Source organism: Streptomyces sp. LN549 (genome assembly GCF_043203805.1).
Taxonomy (GTDB): Bacteria; Actinomycetota; Actinomycetes; order Streptomycetales; family Streptomycetaceae; genus Streptomyces.
In genome coordinates this window covers 4,373,508-4,392,381 of record NZ_JAZHRI010000002.1, presented here as the reverse complement: position 1 = coordinate 4,392,381, position 18,874 = coordinate 4,373,508, and the positions used below count along the sequence as shown (strand labels likewise).

The window sequence follows — 18,874 nt, the reverse complement described above, 5'->3', positions numbered from 1 at the left end:
GGCCCGCCTCCGCTCAGGCCTGGGTCAGCGCCCAGATGCCCACGGCGAAGCAGATCAGCGCCACCAGCAGCACCGGGACCGCCACCTTCGGGGACGGTCCCGGACGCGTTTGCGGGGCCGTGTGCGGCGTGGGCGAAGGCGTGTGGGAGGCCGCCGCCACCGGGGCCTGCTGGTGCTGGGCGGTGTAGGCACGGGTGAGCTGCTGTTCGTGCTGCACAGCGGAGGTGGGGGCCTGCGAGGGATCCGGTACGGCGGCGGGGAAGGGGGCCGTCGTGTGGGTCGCCGGGTGCGGGGTGAGGGGATGAGGAGCCTGGGGCGCGGGGGCGCTGTGCTGCGGGGGCGGCGGAAGGTGGAAGCTGCCCGTCTCCGACATCGCGGCCGGGGGCTGTGCGTACGACGACTGCTGCCCGGTGGCCTGCTGTCCGGAGGGCTGGGCGGCCGGCTGCGGGACCTGGGGCTGCGGGGCCTGGGGCTGCGGGGCCTGGGGCTGCGGGGCCTGCTCGGGTCCGGTGGGGCCGAATCCGGCGGGCAGCGGGCCGATCTGGTCGAAGACCTCCACCGGCTCCTCGCCGATCCCGGGCTCCGGCAGCATCTCCACGGCGGCCGTCAGGGCCTTGCGCGCGCCCGTGGCGGTACGGAAGCGGGCCTGCGGGTCCGGCTGCAGCAGCCCCGCGAGGACCTGCCAGAGCGGCTCGGGGATGCCCTGCGGGGCGCTGGGCGTCCCGAACGACGCGAAGTGCTCGACGAGCGCCTGGGAATCGGGCTTCTTGCCCTGGAGCAGATACAGGGCGACGAGGCCGACCGCGAAGAGGTCCGCGGGGAAGTCCGGCTCGGCTCCCATCATCTGCTCGGGGGCGAAGTAACCCGGCGTCCCCACCACGTAGTTCGTCTCGGTGAGGCGGGGCTCGCCCTTGCGCATGGAGATGCCGAAGTCGGACAGCCGCAGATGCGGCCGGCCGGTGCCGGTGGCCTCCATCAGGATGTTGGCCGGCTTGATGTCCCGGTGCACGACCCCCTCGGCGTGCACCGTCGACAGCCCCGACAGCAACTGGTCGAGCAGTGTGCAGACGAATCTCGGAGGCAACGGGCCGTAGTCGCCGATGACATGGGCCAGCGAACCGCCGCTGACCAGGTCCATGGTGAACAGGACCTTGTCGTCGTCCGCCGCCCAGCTCGCAGGGGCGAGCACATGCGGATGCTCGATCCGCAGCGCCTGCTCGCGCACGAAGCGCAACAGCGTGTGCGCGTCGCTCTGCTGGAGGACCTTGGCCGCCACATAGCGGCGGCGCCGGTGGTCCCAGGCACGCCAGACAGCGCCGACCCCACCACGTCCGATCGGATCGATCAGTTCGTACCGACCAGCGAAGACCTCACCCATTGCGCTGCGCCCGCTCCCCGTTCCTGTCTCGGTCCGTGCGCCCTTGTGCCTGCGCACGGACCCGGATGCTCCGGCTGCCGGGCGGGTGCCCGGTCTGTCTCGTCTAGTTCTGGTGGCCCTCGTAGTGCGCCACCGCGTCCGCGGTGCGCCCTGCGCCGTACACCCTGAGGAACTCTGCCAGTTCCGGGTGGGTCGGGGCGAGGGAGTCGGCGGCATCGATGATGTCACCGGCGGCCGCGACGGACCGCAGCAGCGACTGGATCTCGCGGACCACGCGGCGCACAGTGGGCGCACCGCCGGTCGTCGTGGTCTGACCGGTGCCGGTGAGCACGGAACCCCCCTGGGACTTCTTGATCTCTTCCATGCGGTCGGTCGCCTCTCCCGCGCTGACGCTGCCGTCCGCGACCTGACTGGACAGTTCCTGGAGCGCCTGGACGCGCTGGACGACCGCAGGGTTGCCGATCTTCGCCCGCTGGCCGCTCATGAGCTGGGAGAGCATGGGGGCGGACAGCCCGAGCACCGCGGCGAGCCGGGCCTGGTTCAGGCCGAGGTCATCTATCAGCCGTCGGAAGAGTGCGCCGAGCGGCTCCCCGTACCAGCTGCGCTGAAGATCCCTGGCTCTGGCCGTTGCCTCTTGCTGCGCTGCATCCATGGCGTCTCCCCTTCGCTGCGGCTTCGCTGCTGCGAACCTCGACGAGCATCTTACGGAGAGTGGTTGCCAACCGGGAGTCCCTATCCTTTTGGAGGATTCAGGGGGTCACCCGGTACTCTGGTCTCCGGCGGTGGCCCACGACGCTCGGTGTCGGGTGCTGCCTGCTGTTCGGGGCCTTAGCTCAGTTGGTAGAGCGCTGCCTTTGCAAGGCAGATGTCAGGAGTTCGAATCTCCTAGGCTCCACACTCAGAAACCCCTCTGGCCTGCGGAAACGCGGTCAGGGGGGTGTTTTTTTTGTCCCGATTCCCCGTGCTCGAGGGAGCGGCCTGTCTGCTCCCGGCAGATCTCGGTCCTCCACGGCCTGCGGGCTTTCCCCGCAGCAGGGAGGGCGGCTCGGATCGGCAGCAGCCAAACCCCTCACAGCTCTTCGGCCTCGACGAATCCGAAGGCCTGTCCCATGCGCACCAGTGCCTGCTCGACGAGGAGCAGCCGCGCCTCAACTTCCATGCAGGGTGGCGCGGTCACCGTGACCGCCATCTCGGGCAGAGCCTTCCGGTCGGTTGGTCCGAACCGAGAGAAGTCGATCAGCTCCTTGAGATCCGGCTCCGCTTCGTTGCTCGAGCGTTCGGCACTGAGCCTCAACTCGACCGTCGGGGGACCTGTCCACTGTGGTGCGTCCAGGTTCACCTCGGACAGAGTCGGCAGCGTCTGCGCCGCGATCGTCCAGGCGGTGAAGAAGATCGCGACGAGCTCTTCCAGGGAGAGTCGGGTGCCTGACAGTTCTTCCTCGGAGTACCGGCCGAAGGGCGGTGGAGTACTCGTCCGGCGCCACCCGTTCACGCCGTCCAACCGCAGCTCGACACACGTCACCATCGCTGAATCGAGCGAGTGCGGCAGGGCCACCATGGCCTCGGCGGTCGCGCTGGAGCCGCGGATGAACGGAACGGTGCTGGAATAGCTCGCCGAATCCAGCGCGTTCCGATGCGGTCCCGCTTCCCACCTCGAAGCGGTGCGTGACCAGGAAGCAGTGTTCGACCGCCCTCGGTGCTCGTTCAGCTGGGCCAGCACGTTCGTGAAGATGCCGAGCGAGTCGGCGTTCACGAGGCCGCGGCGCGCTCTTGCTGTGATCTCCAGATCGGAACCGTTCGCAAGCGGGAGCGTGACGAGCGCCCGGATCCGGAGCTGCGGAGGCTGAACGTCTGCCGTCCAATTCCTGGCGCCACGACTGATCCCGAAGCCGATGCTCGGTTTCGGCTCCCATGCCCACTTGTGTTCGGCGCGGCGCACCAGACGTCCAGGTCCCCACTTTCCTGCCGTCACGTCGACGACTTTGACGTCCTCGTTGATGACAGCTGGTCCAAAGTCCCGATCGGTCCCGGTGTCGGGGTACCCGATTGTGGCGGTTGTTCCTCCACCAGCGGCCATGAGCGCGTCCCAGACCGGCTGCGCGATGGCCATCGGCCGGTGAGAGGGGACACTGCACAGCACCCAGGCAGGATGGGAAGGCGACGCGGAGGCCAAGTGCTGGAAGGCACCGCGTCCCTCTCTGTCCCAGAACACCTCGGACAGTGCCGCGCCCACGGGAGTCGTGCGCCTCAGGGCGGCATACGCGGCTTGAAAGTCCGCCGTGCCTGCCCCCATCCCCTGACCGATCCGGGGAAGCGGTGCAGAGGGCATTTCCTGCGTGCTGGACACCGCTTCCTGTACCAGCTGCGTCAGGCTCTCAAGGCTGGGCATGCCCGCCGCTGTCCACCCGGTGTGCAAGAGGCGATGAATCTCCTCCCTCGGCAGCCAGTGGGTGCTGTCGGACTCGCGGATCGGAACCGCGATCGTGGAGGGGTTCACCTTGCCCGGCTTACCCACCGGGGCTGCGACGACGTAGGGGAAGTTGGCCGGTGGCTGCTCCGGCACGTCGATGAAGAAGACGGACGGGCCGTCTTCGCAGTCGCTCCATTCGACAGTGACTCCTCGCGGAGCCGGCGTAATCCGTTCTCGTATGAGATCGCTGTACTGCTTCGGATTCACCGAGGAGCGGTCGAAGGGCACCAGCCGGTCGAGGATCTCCGCTCCGTCTTCCACGCGCGTGCTGATCCCGAGCACGATCAGCCCGCCGATGGGCGTGTTCGCGAACGCCGCGACGTCCTTGGCCAGCTCTTCGACGTGCTTGGGATCCTTGAGCTTGTACGGCTCGCGCTTGGCGTCCAGCCAGGAGCACTCGCGCAGTCCCAGGAGAGCGACAGGGCGACCGGCGCGGAGAGCTGAGCGGGCTTCGTGAAGATCAGTTGCCGCCATCGGATCAGTATCCGGGCGCGCCGCCACGTGGCAATGGGTTTTGCGGAGGGCGAGGCCGTACACCGAGGTGGTGCGGGAGATGATCGAGGGCGGATCGCCGGCCACGTCCCGGCCTGAACTCCTACCAGCTCCAGGACCACGGGGCGGCGGGGCGGCCCTCGGCGTCCAGTCCGTAGGGCAGAAGTGATTCCACGGGGAGGCACCCTGCCGCCCGGGCCCGGCGGGCGAGGTCGTCGGTCTTGAGGGAGCCGGCCTTCCGAAGGGCCGCCAGGAGGGGCTCGCCGCAGGCGGAGGTGCCCCAGTTGAGGTCGACCTGCGAGGCGGGGTCCCGGCGCAGAAGGTCCTGTACCGCCTCGTCCGCTCCGGCTTCCATGAGCGCTTCGAGGAGCCGGGTCACACTGTTCGGGTGCCTGAGGCTCGCACCCGTGGCGCGCCGGACGAGGATGCCGCGCGGACCCGACAGCCCCGCGGTGTTCAGGGCCGTCAGCAGGGCAGCGATTCCCATGGTGTCGTCGAGGCCGATGCCGTCGGCGGCACGCTCGGCGAATGAACGAGCGGCTTCGTCCGCCCCCACGGCACCCATGATCTCCAGGAGCGTTGAATGCGCGTCGGGTTCCATGGTGAAGGTGACGTCGGCTCGGTCCACGACACCGCGGTCGAGCAGCTTCCGTACGGCGGCCGGCGCATCAGCGATGTGGCAGTACCACGCGAGGAGACTGACATCGTCCAAGTCCGTGCTGGTGGACCGGGCGACGCTGTACTCAGCCAGCTCCTGCGCGGCCTCCCGGGCGCCTCCGTCGGACAGGGCGAGCACCGAGAGCAGTCCGTGCCCCGTGTTCGCTTCCGCCTTGGCGCGGGCTACGAAGACGTCGATGGTGCGCTCGGCGCCGACTGCCACCAGGACTTCGACGACTTCCTGCAAGAACTCTGATACGTGCCAGTCGACATCGTCGACAAGCTTCTCGCCCATGGCCTCGAACACGTCGGTGGCGCCGATGTTCCGTAGAGCGGTGAGCAGGGGTTGGATTTCCTGCGGATCGTCGTACTGGACGTGAGCGGGTGGATCCCGCTGCAGCAGCTTCGACAGGGCTTGCTCGTGGCCGGTCGAGTGCAGTAGTTCCAGGATCGCGGTGACGACGCCCGGGTCCTCCAGGCTGATCTCGGCCGAGGCGCGATCGGCCAGAACGGCGAATTCGCCCATGGCGCCCACCTCCTGGAGGAAGCCGAGCAAGTCACAGACGCCGCTTTCGACATCGACATCGACATCGTCCGGGGCCACGAGTCCGACGTGCCGGGCCGGGCCGCGGTTCAACAGCGTCCGGACGGCGTCGTCGGCCCCGGCCGCGTGCAGGACTTGCAGCAGGCTCAGCGCGGGGGACACATCAGTCAGCCCGATCCGGGACTCGGGTGTGAGGGATACCAGCGACCGTACGGCCGCCCTGGCCCCTGCGTGCCACAACTCCTTCATCAGGAAGGGAAGGTCGTCGGGGTCCAAGTCCGGGGCCTCGGTGACTGCTCGGCGTGCGAAGGACTCCAGGAGGTCGGAGGCACCGGCTGCTTTCAGAGCCCGGATCAGGGAGGTGACCGGCCCCATGTCCTCCGGGTCGAGGAGGAGACTGTCGACAGCGCGCTGCGCCAGCGACCGGAAGGCACTGTCCGTGGCGACCCTCCCGATGTGGGGCAGGGCGAAGGCGAGGGCACGAGGGGCGAGCTGATCGGCACGGAGCGCCAGCGCGTCCACCAGGGCGTGGACGATCTCGGGAGACGCTCCCTGGCCCGACAGGTCTGCGGCCAAGGAACCGACAGCCCACGCATCCGCCGGGTCGGTCTGATCGACCAGCCTGTGGGCGAGCGTGTCGATGGCTCCTTGGGCTCCAGCCGCGCCCAATGCTGCGAAGAGCCTGTCCACTTGCTGTTGCCCGGACAGGTCGGCCTGTTCCGCTGTCCAGCGGGCGAACCTGCCGGCGTCCGGGTGCGTTGCGGTGCGTTCGACGATCCGAACCAGAGCATTGCCACTGCCCGCGAGGGCTGCCTTGCGATCCAGGGCGAGGGCGTACCGGAAGAGCCCGCGCTTCCAAGCGGATTTCTGAAGCCTTTCGAGACCCGTGACGTCCGTGGTGTGACAGCAGAGGGAATCCCACAGTGCAGCGGAACCGGCCCGGTCGGCGCGGACGCCGGGGATGTGCTGGCGCAGATACTCCGTGGGTTCGTACAGGGGAGGGCTCCCGGCGGCGTCCCGTCGGGCCCTCAACGGCGTCAGCGTGCAGCGGATGTCGGTGCGTGTGCCATCGCTTCGTTCGCCACCGGTCAGCGCGTCGAGGACGGGCGCCGCCCAGTCCTCGCGTGCTGCCCGGTGGTGCGGGGCGAGCGTGCCGTCAGCGGCCTGCGCCAGGAGAGCGGCGGGCAGTGGCGCGGTATGGCCGAACCGATGGGCGTCGAGCGCTGCGGTGATCAACGCGTGCTCATGGCGCGTGAAGTGGTCGTCGGGACCGTTCAGATAGGCGTCGAGCAGTTCGGGGCCGCCGCTGAGATGCTGCACGACGCGCCCGTCCTGTGCGCCGGCCCGCTCGGCATACTTCAGGCGAGCGTCCTCGTGGCGCTCGGCAAGCCTTCGCCACTGTTCCCGCTCCTCGGGAGACAGCTCGGCCGGCACTCGGATCCGGTACGCATGGGCGCCGATGAGCAGGGCCCGGGCATGCGGATGAGGGTCGCGGGGCCTTCCTTGCGCGGTCAGCTCCTGCCAGTACGGGTTCTGCCACAGGGTGGCGACGGCCGCCACTCCCTGGTGCCGGTCCAGGAACAGCCGCAGGTGGGCAGCGGCTCGCTCACCCTCGCTGTCGTACAGGATCCGCTGGAACTCGTTCAACCACAGCACGGTTCCGGGACGTACCGCGCCATCGGCGAGCAGAGACAGCAGGTCCTGCGCGGTTGCGGGCCGCAACAGCGGTCGGCTGGGGGCCACTTCACTCACCGCCTCGTACAGGGCGCGCGTCTTTCCCGTCGAGGACTCCCCGGTCAGCACCAGGAGAACTGAAGATCTGCCGGAGAGGGCCTCCCTGACCCGGGTGCGTACCTCTCCGTCCAGGTCACGGCTCAGGTACGGAGACAGAGGGGGCAGCATCCGGTGCCCTGCCGCAGGCAAGGGGGCTGCGTGCACCTCCAGTTGCTCAGCCGTCAGGTCCGACACCGATTCTTCTTCTTCCGGATGTTCCCCTGAGGGCATGCGGCGCTCTCGCGCCTGCTCGTCGCGGGCCTCCTCCAGCAGGTTCCGCAGCTCGCGTCCTGGTGCGGGCTCCTGCGCCCAGTCGGCCCAAAGGGCTGCCAGGGCCAAGACCTTGTCGTCGCTGCCCGACTGGGGCAGCTTGAACGCGGCCGCGTCCCGCGGCGCCCAGTCGCTGATCCGCTTCCTGGAGAAGCCCCGAGCGCCGGGAGGAGCAGATGGCGCCTTGAGTGCCGTCTCCACCGTGCTCTGGCTGGACGACAGCCCCTGAGCCTTCCGGCGCGCCTCCGCACGCTGACGCAATCTGCTCAGCAACTCCCACACGCGCGCCTCGGCCGAACCCATCCGTGTGCGCCTTCCCCCTTGCCCGGGCCACCCGCAACGGGCGCTTCGGGCGATGTCCCGTGGTGGCGTCGACCAGCAGAGTAGTTCGCCGGCTGCCCGGTACACCCGGATTCCGCGGGATGCGCCGGTACGCGGAGCCAGGGTGTGGGTGCCCTACCGGGCCGCGGTTCCGGTACGGCAGCCATCGCACCTCAGACCCGAGGGGTTCCACATGTGCCGTAACCACGAGAAGCCCACACCCGACTGCGTGCCGGGCCTGGCGGGGGAAGGAGGGGAGGGCCGGTCCCGGCCGCTGTGGCAGGAGGCCCGCCGCCGAGTCCTGCTCGGGTTGGCAGGAGCGGCCGCGCCGACGCTGTCGGCGCTGCTCGAATGGTGGTGCCGGCGCTGAGGGCTGCCCTGTGACCCGACTCCGGCCGGCCCCACCCACCCACGGCTGACCTGCGACAATGAAGGTCCATTGCCACTAGGCCTGACTGTCGACGGGGGACTGATGAGCCGGCGTATGTCACAGGGAGCCCTGGTCGTCGGCTCCATCGGAGCTCTGATCAACATCGTGGACATGGTCGGGTCGGGGCGTCCGGAGCCGCACCACGTCTTCGCCGCGCTGGTCGCGCTCGGTGCGGGAGCCGAGCTGCTCAAGGACCGGCGGCCCGGGGCTGCGCGGGCGTTGCGCATCGTCGCCTCGGTGTTGCTGGTGGTGGCCGGATCCGTCGCGGGTTACGGGGCATGGGCCGCCCTCTTCAAGGGGGAGGCCTACAACTGGCTCTACCTGGTACTCGGAGTGGTGGTCGTGCTGTACGTCGGCGTCGGCGCCGGTCGGTTGCGACTGGTCCGGGACAGCCGCCGCGCGTAGTCCACGCCGAACGGGCGCCGGAAGACTCCGAGGTCTTCCGGCGCCCGTTCGGCGTGCTGTCCGTTTGTGGGAACGGAAGCCGGCAGCTGGTCAGGGGCGGTCGTCCGGGTCCTGTCCGTCCGGGGCGTCCAGTCCCTCCGCCTCCGCGTCGGACTGCTTGGCCCGGACCTCCGGATCCAGGATCGTCTGGCCGCTGCCGTCGACCGAGGTAAGCGGGTCACGGTCGTCGACCTCGGTGGGGGCGGGGGGCTCGACCAGCCAGTCGGGGTTGGCCTGCTTGTCCCACCACCGCCAGGCGGCGTAGGCGGCGCCCGCCAGGAGGCCGGCCACGGCCAGCCCCTTGAACGCCTGGCCGCACTTGGCCCGCCGTTCGTGCTTGCGGGCCAGCTTCCTGATCTCCTTCGCCGTGACCTGCCCGCGCAGAGCGGCCAGTGCGGCCGCGCTGCGGGCCGTGGCCTCCTCGGCCACGGGCTGCGCGGTGGCGATGGCGTGCTCGAAGCGGGGGACGGTGTAGTCCGCAGCGCTCCGGGCGGCCTGGCGGGTGCGCAGCGCGGCGCGCTGCGCAGCCTCGTCGACCTTGGGGGGCACGTGTGCGAGGGCGAGTTCGAGACGTGGTGCGAGGTGTGCGTCGTACTGGACACGGGCCTGCTGAGCTGCTTTCGACACCTTCGGCGCGAGCAGTGTGCGAGCCTCGTGCGCATAGTGAACGGCCTGTTCCTTGGCCGAGTCGGCGTAGGGCGCCACCACTACCGCGGCGTGCTGCACGCTGTCCCTCGCCGAGTCGGTTGCGGCGCGCACGCTGTCGATGCGGGTCACGGGATCCTCCTCCTTGGTGGCGGGTAGGTACTCCGCCTTTCCACCCAGTTCGAGATCATGCCTGCAGGGGACCTGTGCGGCACGTGGGGCGGGCATCCGGGTCATTCAGGCCATCAGGGATGCCTCGGGGCAAGCAGGTGCAAGGGGAGCCTGCCGACGACAATGCCACGGTTCGGCCCGCCACGCGTCGGTTCGTCGCGCACTTGGCCGCATGTGTTCCGGCGCCGCTTCCGGCGACCGGCGGAGAACCCGCAGGCGGGCGGCCCTGAAGGGGGGCGTATCGGTGCACTGGGTTCGTGCGTCGCAGTCGGGCCGGGCGCCGGGCGGGGAGGTCCGTGCGAGGATCGGTTGACGTCAGAGCAGACTTACGGAAGGCAGATCGTGGCCGAGCAGCTTTACGCCACCTTGAAGACCAATCAGGGCGACATCGAGATCCGGCTTCTGCCGAACCACGCGCCCAAGACGGTCAAGAACTTCGTCGAGCTCGCCACCGGTGAGCGCGAGTGGACCCACCCCGCGACCGGGGCCAAGTCCAAGGACCGGCTCTACGACGGCACCGTCTTCCACCGGGTCATCAGCGGCTTCATGATCCAGGGCGGCGACCCCCTGGGCAACGGAACCGGTGGTCCCGGCTACGAGTTCGGTGACGAGTTCCACCCCGACCTCGCCTTCACCAAGCCGTACCTGCTGGCGATGGCCAACGCGGGCCCGGGCACCAATGGCTCGCAGTTCTTCGTGACGGTCTCGCCGACCGCCTGGCTGACCGGCAAGCACACCATCTTCGGCGAGGTGGTGGACCCGGCGAGCCAGAAGGTGGTGGACGTCATCGCGGCCACTCAGACCAACGACCGCACCGACCGCCCGGTGCAGGACGTGGTCATCGAGTCGGTCGTCGTCGAGAAGCGCTGATCGCCTGCCGTCACCGTTCGGTCACTCTCCGGCCTTCCCTTCGGGAACCAACCGCCCTGTCTGTCCGTACTTGAGTATGAGAGCGGACGTGCAGGGCGGTGCCGTGTGCGCTCTGCCACGACGAGGACAGAGGGGACCGGGAGTGATGGGACCGATGGACCAGCAGCCGCCGGGCGGCCAGGAGCCGACCCCGCCTGTCGACGGTCCGGTCAGCTGTTACCGCCACCCGGGCCGTGGCACGGCGATCCGCTGCACCCGCTGCGACCGCCCGATCTGCCCCGACTGCATGGTCAGCGCCTCGGTCGGCTTCCAGTGCCCGGACTGTGTGCGCCAGGGGTCCGGTACGGGACACCACCCGGCCGCCAGCCGGCCGCGCACGCTCGCCGGCGGCACGGTCGCGGCCGACCCCCGCCTGGTCACCAAGATCCTGCTGGGGATCAACGTCGCGGTGTTCGTCGCGGTGCTGGCCAACGAAGCACTGGCCAACGATCTGGCGCTGCTGGGCCGGGCCGTCTACTACGACGGCGGCCCACCCGAGGGCGTCGCGGAGGGCCAGTGGTACCGGCTGGTGACGTCGATGTTCCTGCACCAGGAGGTGTGGCACATCGCCTTCAACATGCTGGGGCTGTGGTGGCTCGGCGGCCCGCTGGAGGCGGCGCTCGGCCGCGCCCGCTATCTCGCGCTCTATCTGCTCTCCGGGCTGGCGGGCAGCGCTCTGACCTACTGGCTCGCCGCGCCGAACCAGCCCTCGCTGGGCGCCTCGGGAGCCATCTTCGGCCTGCTGGGCGCCACTGTGGTGCTGATGCGCCGGCTGAACTACGACATGCGCCCGGTCTTCATGCTCCTGGCGATCAACCTGGTCATCACCTTCAACCCCTGGGGCGGAATCGCCTGGCAGGCACATGTCGGGGGGCTGATCGCGGGCGCGCTGATCGCGATCGGCATGGTTCACGCGCCACGTGAGCGGCGGAATCTCGTGCAGTACGGCACCTGTGCCGTGGCCCTGGCCGTAGTGGTCCTGATCGTGGTCGCCAGAACGGCCTCGTTGACATAAGTGGCGAGGCCACGCAAGCAGCAAGCCCGGTATGGACTGTTTGTGATCGAAGTTGTCCACAGCGTGCACGTGATCTTGTGCATTCTGCGGATATAACTGCGCCCCTTGTCGCTGAGCTGGGATTCTCCAGCTTTCCCCAGCTAGGACAAGGGGCGTGCCGCCCGCTTCGAGGGGTGGCTGCAGTCACACCGGCGTCAACGGCCGAGGAGTTATCCACAGATCGTCTGACCTTTTCCCCCGCCTGTGGATAACGCTGTGGGTAACTCAGGGCAGGGGTTGCGGGACGGGTGCCCGCTGTGGTCCTAAGCGGTCTTCGGAGCTACTTCCACTGGGTCGAGACGCCGAAGCCGCCTGCGATGAAGCCGAAGCCGACGACGATGTTCCAGTTCCCCAGCGACTTGATCGGCAGGTCGCCGTCGGTCACGTAGAAAACGACGATCCAGGCCAGACCGATCAGGAACAGCGCCAGCATCACCGGCGCCACCCAACTGCGGTTGGTCAGCTTTATGTTGGTTGCCTGCTTCGCCGTAGGGGGCGTGAAGTCGGCCTTCTTGCGGATACGTGACTTCGGCACGAGGAACTCTCCTGTCGATGCGCTGCGTGACCGCGCAGGGAACTGTGGCTGGCGCCGGGGCTGGGCGCGAGGGGGAATGCTGCCTCCCCCGGGCGTCCGTTAGCGTAGTGCTTCCGTGGCGCCTAAGGAGATAAGGGTACGTTGAGCAATTCTGCCGACTCTCCCCCAGGGCCGGTCCGGCGCACCTTCCGGCATCCGGCCAAAGTGCTCACCGCTGCCGTTTTCGCCCTGGCCGGCCTCATCTTCGTCACCAGTGCCAATACCGCCAAGGGCACCAATATCCGCACGGACTCCTCGCTGCTGAAGCTCTCCGACCTCATCCAGCAACGCAGCGAGAAGAACGCCTCCCTGGACGAGTCCGCCGCCTCCGTGCGCGAGGAGATCGACACCCTCGCCCAGCGCGACGACGGCAGCACCAAGGCGGAGGACGCCAAACTCAAGGCGCTGGAACGCGCCGCAGGCACCGCGAAGCTCTCCGGCAGCGCGGTCTCCGTCACGCTCGACGACGCCCCGCCGAACGCCACCGCGAGCCCCGGGTACCCCGATCCGCAACCCAATGACCTGGTCATTCACCAGCAGGACCTGCAGGCGGTCGTCAACGCCCTGTGGCAGGGCGGCGCCCGCGGCATCAAGGTCATGGACCAGCGGCTGATCTCCACCAGTGCGGTGCGATGCGTCGGCAACACCCTGATCCTCCAGGGGCGGGTCTACTCGCCGCCGTACAAGATCACCGCCGTCGGTGATCCCGGAAAGCTGAAGGGGGCCCTCGACGCCTCCCCGGCTATCCAGAACTACCTGCTGTACGTGAAGGCGTACGGGCTCGGCTGGAAAGTCGACGAGTACGGGGCGGTGACTCTTCCCGGCTACTCGGGCACAGTGGATCTCCACTATGCGGAGCCGGTGAAGTAGCGAGCAGCTGCGGGGAGGCCGACCGTTGTCGGTGCGACTGATCGTCAGGACGTTCAGCGAGCTGTGCATCACCATCGGTGCCCTGATCATCCTCTTTGTGGTGTACGTCCTGTTCTGGACCGGGGTGAAGGCCGCCGGTGCGACCGAGGGACAGATCGACGACCTGCAGAACCAGTGGGCGCACGGGGCGGTGGCCACACCCGCGCCACAGGGATCCGCGGGGACCCCGAAGCCCACGGCCCCGGCGCCCGCTCCGAAGGCGTATCGCGACGGGAAGCCGTTCGCGATGCTCTACATACCCCGCTTCGGGAAGGGCTGGGAGTGGCCCGTCCTGGAGAACACGAAGGTCAAGACCCTGCAGAAGGGGCTCGGGCACTACCGCGGGACCGCGGCGGCGGGTGCGACCGGCAATTTCGCGGTGGCCGGGCACCGGCGCACGTACGGCGATCCGTTCAAGGACTTCCCGAAGCTGCGCCCCGGTGACGCGGTGCTCCTGACGGACGGGACGACGTGGTTCACGTACCGCATCGACAAGAAGCCCTACCGGACCGTGCCCAGCGACGTGGGCGTCATCGACCCGGTTCCACGCAAGTCCGGCTTCGACGGGCCAGGCCGCTATCTGACACTGACCACCTGCGATCCCGAATGGGGCAGCAGCCACCGGCTGATCGCCTGGGCGCACCTTGATGCGACCCAGCCCGTGACCAAGGGCAGGCCCGCGGCTTTCCACAGCTGACCCACGGCTCTCGGGGCAGGCTCTAGTCTGGTCCCGTACCGAATGGAGGGGTCAGCATGTACGGCTGGATCTGGCGGCATCTGCCGGGCAACGCGTGGGTGCGAGGGATCATTTCGCTCGTGCTCGCCCTGGCGGTCGTCTATGTCCTGTTCCAGTACGTCTTCCCGTGGGCGGAGCCGCTGCTTCCGTTCGGCGATGTGACGGTGGACGGAACGAACGCGATGGGGGCCGTCCGATGAGCGCCCGCATCCTGGTCGTGGACAACTACGACAGCTTCGTCTTCAACCTCGTCCAGTACCTCTACCAACTGGGCGCCGAGTGCGAGGTGCTTCGCAACGACGAGGTGACCACGGCCCACGCCCAGGACGGATTCGACGGCGTCCTGCTCTCGCCCGGACCCGGCACCCCCGAGCACGCGGGCGTCTGCATCGACATGGTGCGGCACTGTGCGGCGACCGGTGTTCCGGTCTTCGGTGTCTGCCTGGGCATGCAGTCGATGGCGGTGGCGTACGGCGGCGTGGTGGACCGCGCCCCCGAGCTGCTGCACGGCAAGACGTCCCCGGTGCTCCACGAGGGCAGGGGCGTCTTCGCCGGCCTGCCCTCACCCTTCACGGCGACCCGCTACCACTCGCTCGCCGCCGAGCCGGACACGGTCCCCGAGGAATTGGAGGTCACCGCTCGGACGGCCGACGGCATCATCATGGGGCTGCGCCACCGGGAGCTGGCGGTCGAGGGAGTGCAGTTCCATCCGGAGTCGGTGCTCACCGAGCACGGCCATCTGATGCTGGCGAACTGGCTGGCGCAGTGCGGTGACGCCGGAGCCGTCGAGAGGTCGGCGGGACTCGCGCCGGTGGTGGGCAAGGCCGCCGCGTGACGCCACCCCGCCACGGTTCCGATGCCGGACGGGACGGCCCGTACGAACCGGGTGGGTTCGAGGCCGCGGGCGCGTTCGAGGCGGCGGTCGACCACTTGGCGGACCCGCTGAACGACCCGTTGCCGGGGCGCCACGCGTCGCCGTGGTTCCGGGCGGAGAGCACGCCCGCGGCGCCGGCGCCCGAGGACGGCGGCACGGCGGCGGAACCCGGCACCGGGACGGCGTCGGCGCAGGCGCCACACGGGCCGCAGGCGGCCCAGGACCCTCCGCGGGAGTGGTACGACCCCGAGGGCTATGAACGGGACTGGTACGGCCATCAGGAGCCCGCGCAGGTTCCGCCCGTCGCCGCGCCGCCCGTCGCACCCGCCGAGCCGCTGCCCCGCCACGACGAGACCGTCGCGCTGCGGAAGGCGGAACCCCGGCGCATAGTCGTCGCCGACGAGGCGGTGACGGCGGTCCTGCCGGTGACGACGATCCGTCCGCACCCGGACCGCGATCGGGATTCCGGTCCCGGGGACGCCGAGGAACCGAACACCTCCACCCCGTCCACCGGCGGGCGGGCCGAGCGGCGCCGGGCGGCGAAGGGCCGGGGGCGCAGGCGCGGCGACGTGGCGTCGGAGGCCGCGACGGCGGGGGCCGATGGTGCGGGCGCCACACCCCCGAAGCCGATGTCGCGCGTCGAGGCGCGCCGGGCCGCCAAGGCGGCCAAGGACAGCCCCGCGGTCGTCGTCAGCCGGGTGGTCGGCGAGCTGTTCATCTCGCTGGGCGTTCTGATGCTGCTGTTCGTCACCTACCAGCTGTGGTGGACGAACGTGCGCGCCGATCAGATCGCCGGCCAGGAGACGCACAAGATCCAGGACGACTGGGCCAAGGGCAAACGCAGCCCGGGCGTTTTCGCGCCGGGTGAGGGCTTCGCCATCATCCACATCCCGAAACTCGACGTGGTCACGCCGATCGCCGAGGGCATCAGCAAGGAGAAGGTCCTCGACCGAGGAATGGTCGGGCACTACGGCGAGGAACCACTGCGCACGGCGATGCCCTCGGACAAGCAGGGCAACTTCGCCCTGGCCGGCCACCGCAACACGCACGGCGAGCCCTTCCGCTACGTCAACCGGCTGACCCCCGGCGACAAGATCGTGGTGGAGACGCAGGAGGCCTACTACACGTACGAGATGACGAGCGTCCTTCCCCAGACCTCGCCGTCCAACGTGTCGGTCATCGGGGCGGTTCCGCCGCAGTCGGGGTTCAAGAAGCCCGGCCGCTACATCACCCTGACGACCTGTACGCCCGAATTCACGAGTACGTACCGTTTGATCGTCTGGGGCAAGATGGTCGACGAACGGCCGCGTAGCAAGGGAAAGCCCGACGCGCTCCTGGACTGAGCGGGCCGAACGACATCACGACAGGGGCGGTGCGGTGGCAGCGAGGACCGAGGACGAAGAGCAGATCGGTGAGTCTGCGCCGCCGACGCGGCCCAGGGGCCGTCATCCCGTCGCGACTGCGGTCAGTGTCTTCGGCGAACTCCTGATCACCACAGGCCTGGTGCTGGGGCTCTTCGTCGTCTACTCCCTCTGGTGGACGAACGTGCTCGCCGACCGCGAGGCCACCAAGCAGGGCCACACCGTCCGCGACCGCTGGGCCGGCGGCCCGGGCGCGCTGGACACCAAGGACGGCATCGGCTTCCTGCACGTCCCCTCGATGAAGAACGGCGAGGTGCTCGTCAAGAAGGGCACCGACACCGAGAACCTCAACGACGGCATCGCCGGCTACTACACCGATCCGGTGAAGTCGGCGCTCCCCTCCGACAAGGAGGGCAACTTCACCCTGGCCGCCCACCGGGACGGCCACGGGGCGAAGTTCCACAACATCGACAAGGTGCGGACCGGGGACGCGATCGTCTTCGAGACCAAGGACACCTGGTACGTCTACAAGGTCTTCAAGGAGCTTCCCGAGACGTCGAAGTACAACGTCGACGTGCTCCAGGCGGTCCCGAAGGGCTCGGGTGCGAAGAAGGCCGGCCGCTACATCACGCTGACGACGTGCACGCCCGTCTTCACGTCGAAGTACCGCTACATCGTGTGGGGCGAGCTGGTGCGTACGGAGAAGGTCGACCGCGACCGTACGAAGCCGGCGGAGCTGCGCTGAGACGGGCGCCGACAAGCGACAGGGCCCCGGTCACCGATGAGGTGACCGGGGCCCTGCGCTGTGCCGTGACTGCCGGCTAGTGGCCGTTGTTCCCGCCGAGCAGGCCGTTCCCGTTTCCGCCCATGGTGGTGAGCGTGATGACGGCGGTGGCCGGGTCGGCCTGCGTGTTCGGCTGCGGGTCGATGCCGGTGACGATGGCGTTGTCGTCCGGTGAGCTGCCCTCCGCGAACTGGATGTTCGTGAAGCCGGACTGGGCCAGCAACTGCTTGGCCTCCGACACCTTCTTGGTCCTGACCTCGGGCACGGGGACGGTCGCAGGCTGCGTCGGGCCCTTGGACACCTGGAGGATGATTGCGGTGTCCTTGCCCACCTTCTGGCCGGGCTCCGGGTTCTGGCCGACGACCTCACCCGCGGGCTTGTCGTTGTCGACCTCGGACTTGCCGATGTTCGTGAAGCCGTTTCCGGTGAGCTGAGCGACCGCGGCGTCGTACGTACGGCCGGTCACAGGCGGGATCGGAATCAGCTTCTCCGTCGCGATCGAGAGCTTGACCTCGGAGTTCTTCTCGGCCTTGGCGTTGCCCTTCGGGGACTGGTCCACGACGGTGCCTGGCTGGGCCGCGGAGGACTCGACCGATTTGACGGTGACCGTGAATCCCTGGTCTTCGAGGACCTTGCGCGCGTTCTCCTCGGACTTCTCCGTGACGTCCGGGACGCTGACCTTCGGCGCACCGCTGGAGACGAAGACCGTGATGGTGTCGCCTTCCGAGACCGTCTGGTCCTTCGACGGCGTCTGCCGGCAGATCTTGCCCGCGGGCTGCTCCTCGCACTCCTCCTTCGGGCCCTGCTTGAGGATGGTGCTGGTGTTGTCCGCGAGCAGCCGCGCTTCCTTGATGGTCGAACCGACCATGTTCGGCGCCTTGAACGTGCCGTCGCCGCTGTCGCCGTCGCCGCCGAAGACCGCCTTGCCGATGAGGATCGCGCCGACCAGCACCAGGATGCCCGCGATGACCAGCAGGATCGTCGAGGTGTTGCCCTTCTTCTGCCGGCGGCGGTCGGGGCGGTCGTCGTAGCCGTAGCCGCCGTCGTCCGGGTTGACCGGCGGCAGCATCGACGTCCGGTCGCCGTGCTGGTCCGCGGCCCGCAGGGCGGTGGTGGGCTGGTCGTTGTCGTAACCGCCGTAGCCGCCGTAACCGGCCGCGCCCATCGCCGCGGTCGCCGCGACCGGCTGACCGTCGAGGCAGGCCTCGATATCGGCACGCATCTCGTCGGCCGACTGGTAGCGGTAGTCGGGGTCCTTGGTGAGGGCCTTCAGCACGATCGCGTCCATCTCGGGCGTGATCTCGGGGTCGAAGTTGCTGGGCGGCTGAGGCTCTTCCCGCACGTGCTGGTAGGCCACCGCGACGGGTGAGTCCCCGACGAACGGCGGCCTGACGGCCAGCAGCTCGTAGAGCAGACAGCCGGTGGAGTACAGGTCGGAGCGCGCGTCGACCTGCTCGCCCTTGGCCTGCTCCGGGGAGAGGTACTGGGCGGTGCCGATGACGGCCGCGGTCTGGGTCATCGTCATGCCGGAGTCGCCCATGGCGCGGGCGATGCCGAAGTCCATGACCTTGACCTGGCCGGTGCGCGTCAGCATGACGTTCGCCGGCTTGATGTCGCGGTGGACGATCTGGGCGCGGTGCGAGTACTCCAGCGCCTGGAGGATCCCGACGGTCATTTCGAGGGTGCGCTCGGGCAGCAGTCTGCGACCGGAGTGCAGAAGTTCCCTGAGCGTCGACCCGTCGACGTACTCCATGACGATGTACGGGATCGAGACCCCGTCGACATAGTCCTCACCGGTGTCGTAGACCGCGACGATCGCCGGATGGTTGAGCGAGGCGGCGGACTGGGCCTCACGGCGGAACCGGGCCTGGAAGGACGGGTCGCGGGCGAGATCCGCCCGGAGCGTCTTCACAGCTACGGTGCGGCCGAGCCGGGTGTCGTGAGCGAGGTAGACCTCGGCCATGCCACCACGGCCGAGCACCGAGCCCAGCTCGTACCGGCCGCCGAGGCGACGCGGCTCTTCCATAACTGTTCCAGCCCTCTCCGTCAGTCCTGACCGCACCGGTGTGCGGTCCGGC

At 69.0% G+C, this 18,874-nt stretch carries 17 protein-coding genes and 1 tRNA gene; 11 read left to right on the top strand and 7 right to left on the bottom strand.

The genetic code is table 11. From position 1 onward, the window contains the following. Window positions 1-13: 13 nt before the first annotated feature. A complete protein-coding gene (locus SH922_RS19750) occupies window positions 14-1,378 on the bottom strand; it encodes a serine/threonine protein kinase (RefSeq protein WP_393059258.1) in 1,365 nt (454 codons plus the stop codon). 103 nt (window positions 1,379-1,481) lie between these two features. Further along, on the bottom strand, window positions 1,482-2,030 hold the full coding sequence (locus SH922_RS19745) for a helix-turn-helix domain-containing protein (protein ID WP_393059257.1): 549 nt from the start codon (window positions 2,028-2,030) through the stop codon (window positions 1,482-1,484). A gap of 170 nt (window positions 2,031-2,200) precedes the next feature. On the opposite strand from SH922_RS19745, the gene SH922_RS19740 reads away from it, so the two are divergent. After that, a tRNA-Ala gene (locus tag SH922_RS19740) sits at window positions 2,201-2,273 on the top strand. 174 nt (window positions 2,274-2,447) lie between these two features. Here the strand turns inward: SH922_RS19740 and SH922_RS19735 are convergent. After that, the gene (locus SH922_RS19735; protein WP_393059256.1) at window positions 2,448-4,427 is read right to left on the bottom strand and encodes a helix-turn-helix domain-containing protein; all 1,980 of its coding nucleotides are present in this window, start codon (window positions 4,425-4,427) and stop codon (window positions 2,448-2,450) included. 16 nt (window positions 4,428-4,443) lie between these two features. Continuing rightward, window positions 4,444-7,887, bottom strand: a complete 3,444-nt coding sequence (locus tag SH922_RS19730; RefSeq protein WP_393059255.1) for a hypothetical protein — start codon at window positions 7,885-7,887, stop codon at window positions 4,444-4,446. Window positions 7,888-8,098: 211 nt separating this feature from the next. Here SH922_RS19730 and SH922_RS19725 point away from each other — a divergent pair, with 211 nt between their 5' ends. Together SH922_RS19725 and SH922_RS19720 are read left to right on the top strand one after the other, a co-directional pair. Next, complete coding sequence (locus SH922_RS19725) at window positions 8,099-8,275, top strand: hypothetical protein (protein WP_393059254.1); 177 nt, start codon at window positions 8,099-8,101, stop codon at window positions 8,273-8,275. 114 nt (window positions 8,276-8,389) lie between these two features. Further along, window positions 8,390-8,740, top strand: coding sequence for a hypothetical protein (locus SH922_RS19720; RefSeq protein WP_393059253.1), 351 nt, complete (start codon window positions 8,390-8,392; stop codon window positions 8,738-8,740). A gap of 90 nt (window positions 8,741-8,830) precedes the next feature. Here the strand turns inward: SH922_RS19720 and SH922_RS19715 are convergent, their stop codons facing one another. Then, a complete protein-coding gene (locus SH922_RS19715; protein WP_393059252.1) occupies window positions 8,831-9,556 on the bottom strand; it encodes a DUF5324 family protein in 726 nt (241 codons plus the stop codon). Window positions 9,557-9,937: 381 nt separating this feature from the next. Here SH922_RS19715 and SH922_RS19710 point away from each other — a divergent pair, with 381 nt between their 5' ends. Both SH922_RS19710 and SH922_RS19705 read left to right on the top strand, forming a co-directional pair. Then, entirely contained in the window at window positions 9,938-10,465 is a 528-nt protein-coding gene (locus SH922_RS19710) for a peptidylprolyl isomerase (protein ID WP_393059251.1), read from the top strand. A 154-nt stretch (window positions 10,466-10,619) separates the two neighbouring features. Continuing rightward, complete coding sequence (locus SH922_RS19705; protein WP_393059250.1) at window positions 10,620-11,519, top strand: rhomboid family intramembrane serine protease; 900 nt, start codon at window positions 10,620-10,622, stop codon at window positions 11,517-11,519. A 319-nt stretch (window positions 11,520-11,838) separates the two neighbouring features. Here the strand turns inward: SH922_RS19705 and crgA are convergent, their stop codons facing one another. Beyond that, window positions 11,839-12,093, bottom strand: a complete 255-nt coding sequence (gene crgA, locus SH922_RS19700) for a cell division protein CrgA (RefSeq protein WP_393059249.1) — start codon at window positions 12,091-12,093, stop codon at window positions 11,839-11,841. Between the two features lie 141 nt (window positions 12,094-12,234). Between crgA and SH922_RS19695 the strand changes: the two genes are divergently transcribed. The 6 genes from SH922_RS19695 to SH922_RS19670 are packed head-to-tail and all read left to right on the top strand — an operon-like array spanning window position 12,235 to window position 16,757. Further along, complete coding sequence (locus SH922_RS19695) at window positions 12,235-13,002, top strand: DUF881 domain-containing protein (protein ID WP_393059248.1); 768 nt, start codon at window positions 12,235-12,237, stop codon at window positions 13,000-13,002. Between the two features lie 25 nt (window positions 13,003-13,027). Continuing rightward, a complete protein-coding gene (locus SH922_RS19690) occupies window positions 13,028-13,738 on the top strand; it encodes a class E sortase (protein WP_393059247.1) in 711 nt (236 codons plus the stop codon). A 56-nt stretch (window positions 13,739-13,794) separates the two neighbouring features. After that, entirely contained in the window at window positions 13,795-13,977 is a 183-nt protein-coding gene (locus SH922_RS19685; RefSeq protein ID WP_393059246.1) for a hypothetical protein, read from the top strand. Then, entirely contained in the window at window positions 13,974-14,612 is a 639-nt protein-coding gene (locus tag SH922_RS19680; protein WP_393059245.1) for an aminodeoxychorismate/anthranilate synthase component II, read from the top strand. The genes SH922_RS19685 and SH922_RS19680 overlap by 4 nt, the downstream gene beginning before the upstream one ends. Further along, window positions 14,609-15,994 (top strand): class E sortase, encoded by a 1,386-nt coding sequence (locus tag SH922_RS19675; RefSeq protein ID WP_393059244.1) that lies wholly within the window; start codon window positions 14,609-14,611, stop codon window positions 15,992-15,994. Before SH922_RS19680 ends, SH922_RS19675 begins: the two co-directional genes overlap by 4 nt. A gap of 34 nt (window positions 15,995-16,028) precedes the next feature. After that, a complete protein-coding gene (locus tag SH922_RS19670; RefSeq protein WP_393059243.1) occupies window positions 16,029-16,757 on the top strand; it encodes a class E sortase in 729 nt (242 codons plus the stop codon). A 76-nt stretch (window positions 16,758-16,833) separates the two neighbouring features. On the opposite strand, the gene pknB is transcribed toward SH922_RS19670, so the two are convergent. Further along, the gene (gene pknB, locus SH922_RS19665; RefSeq protein ID WP_393059242.1) at window positions 16,834-18,822 is read right to left on the bottom strand and encodes a Stk1 family PASTA domain-containing Ser/Thr kinase; all 1,989 of its coding nucleotides are present in this window, start codon (window positions 18,820-18,822) and stop codon (window positions 16,834-16,836) included. Window positions 18,823-18,874: the final 52 nt, after the last annotated feature.

Coding starts and splice junctions, on each gene's coding strand:
- pknB (WP_393059242.1), bottom strand. CDS start 18,822: ATGGAAGAGCCGCGTCGCCTCGGCGGCCGGTACGAGCTGGGCTCGGTG.
- SH922_RS19745 (WP_393059257.1), bottom strand. CDS start 2,030: ATGGATGCAGCGCAGCAAGAGGCAACGGCCAGAGCCAGGGATCTTCAG.
- SH922_RS19750 (WP_393059258.1), bottom strand. CDS start 1,378: ATGGGTGAGGTCTTCGCTGGTCGGTACGAACTGATCGATCCGATCGGA.
- SH922_RS19680 (WP_393059245.1), top strand. CDS start 13,974: ATGAGCGCCCGCATCCTGGTCGTGGACAACTACGACAGCTTCGTCTTC.
- SH922_RS19720 (WP_393059253.1), top strand. CDS start 8,390: ATGTCACAGGGAGCCCTGGTCGTCGGCTCCATCGGAGCTCTGATCAAC.
- SH922_RS19730 (WP_393059255.1), bottom strand. CDS start 7,887: ATGGGTTCGGCCGAGGCGCGCGTGTGGGAGTTGCTGAGCAGATTGCGT.
- SH922_RS19725 (WP_393059254.1), top strand. CDS start 8,099: ATGTGCCGTAACCACGAGAAGCCCACACCCGACTGCGTGCCGGGCCTG.
- SH922_RS19685 (WP_393059246.1), top strand. CDS start 13,795: ATGTACGGCTGGATCTGGCGGCATCTGCCGGGCAACGCGTGGGTGCGA.
- SH922_RS19705 (WP_393059250.1), top strand. CDS start 10,620: ATGGACCAGCAGCCGCCGGGCGGCCAGGAGCCGACCCCGCCTGTCGAC.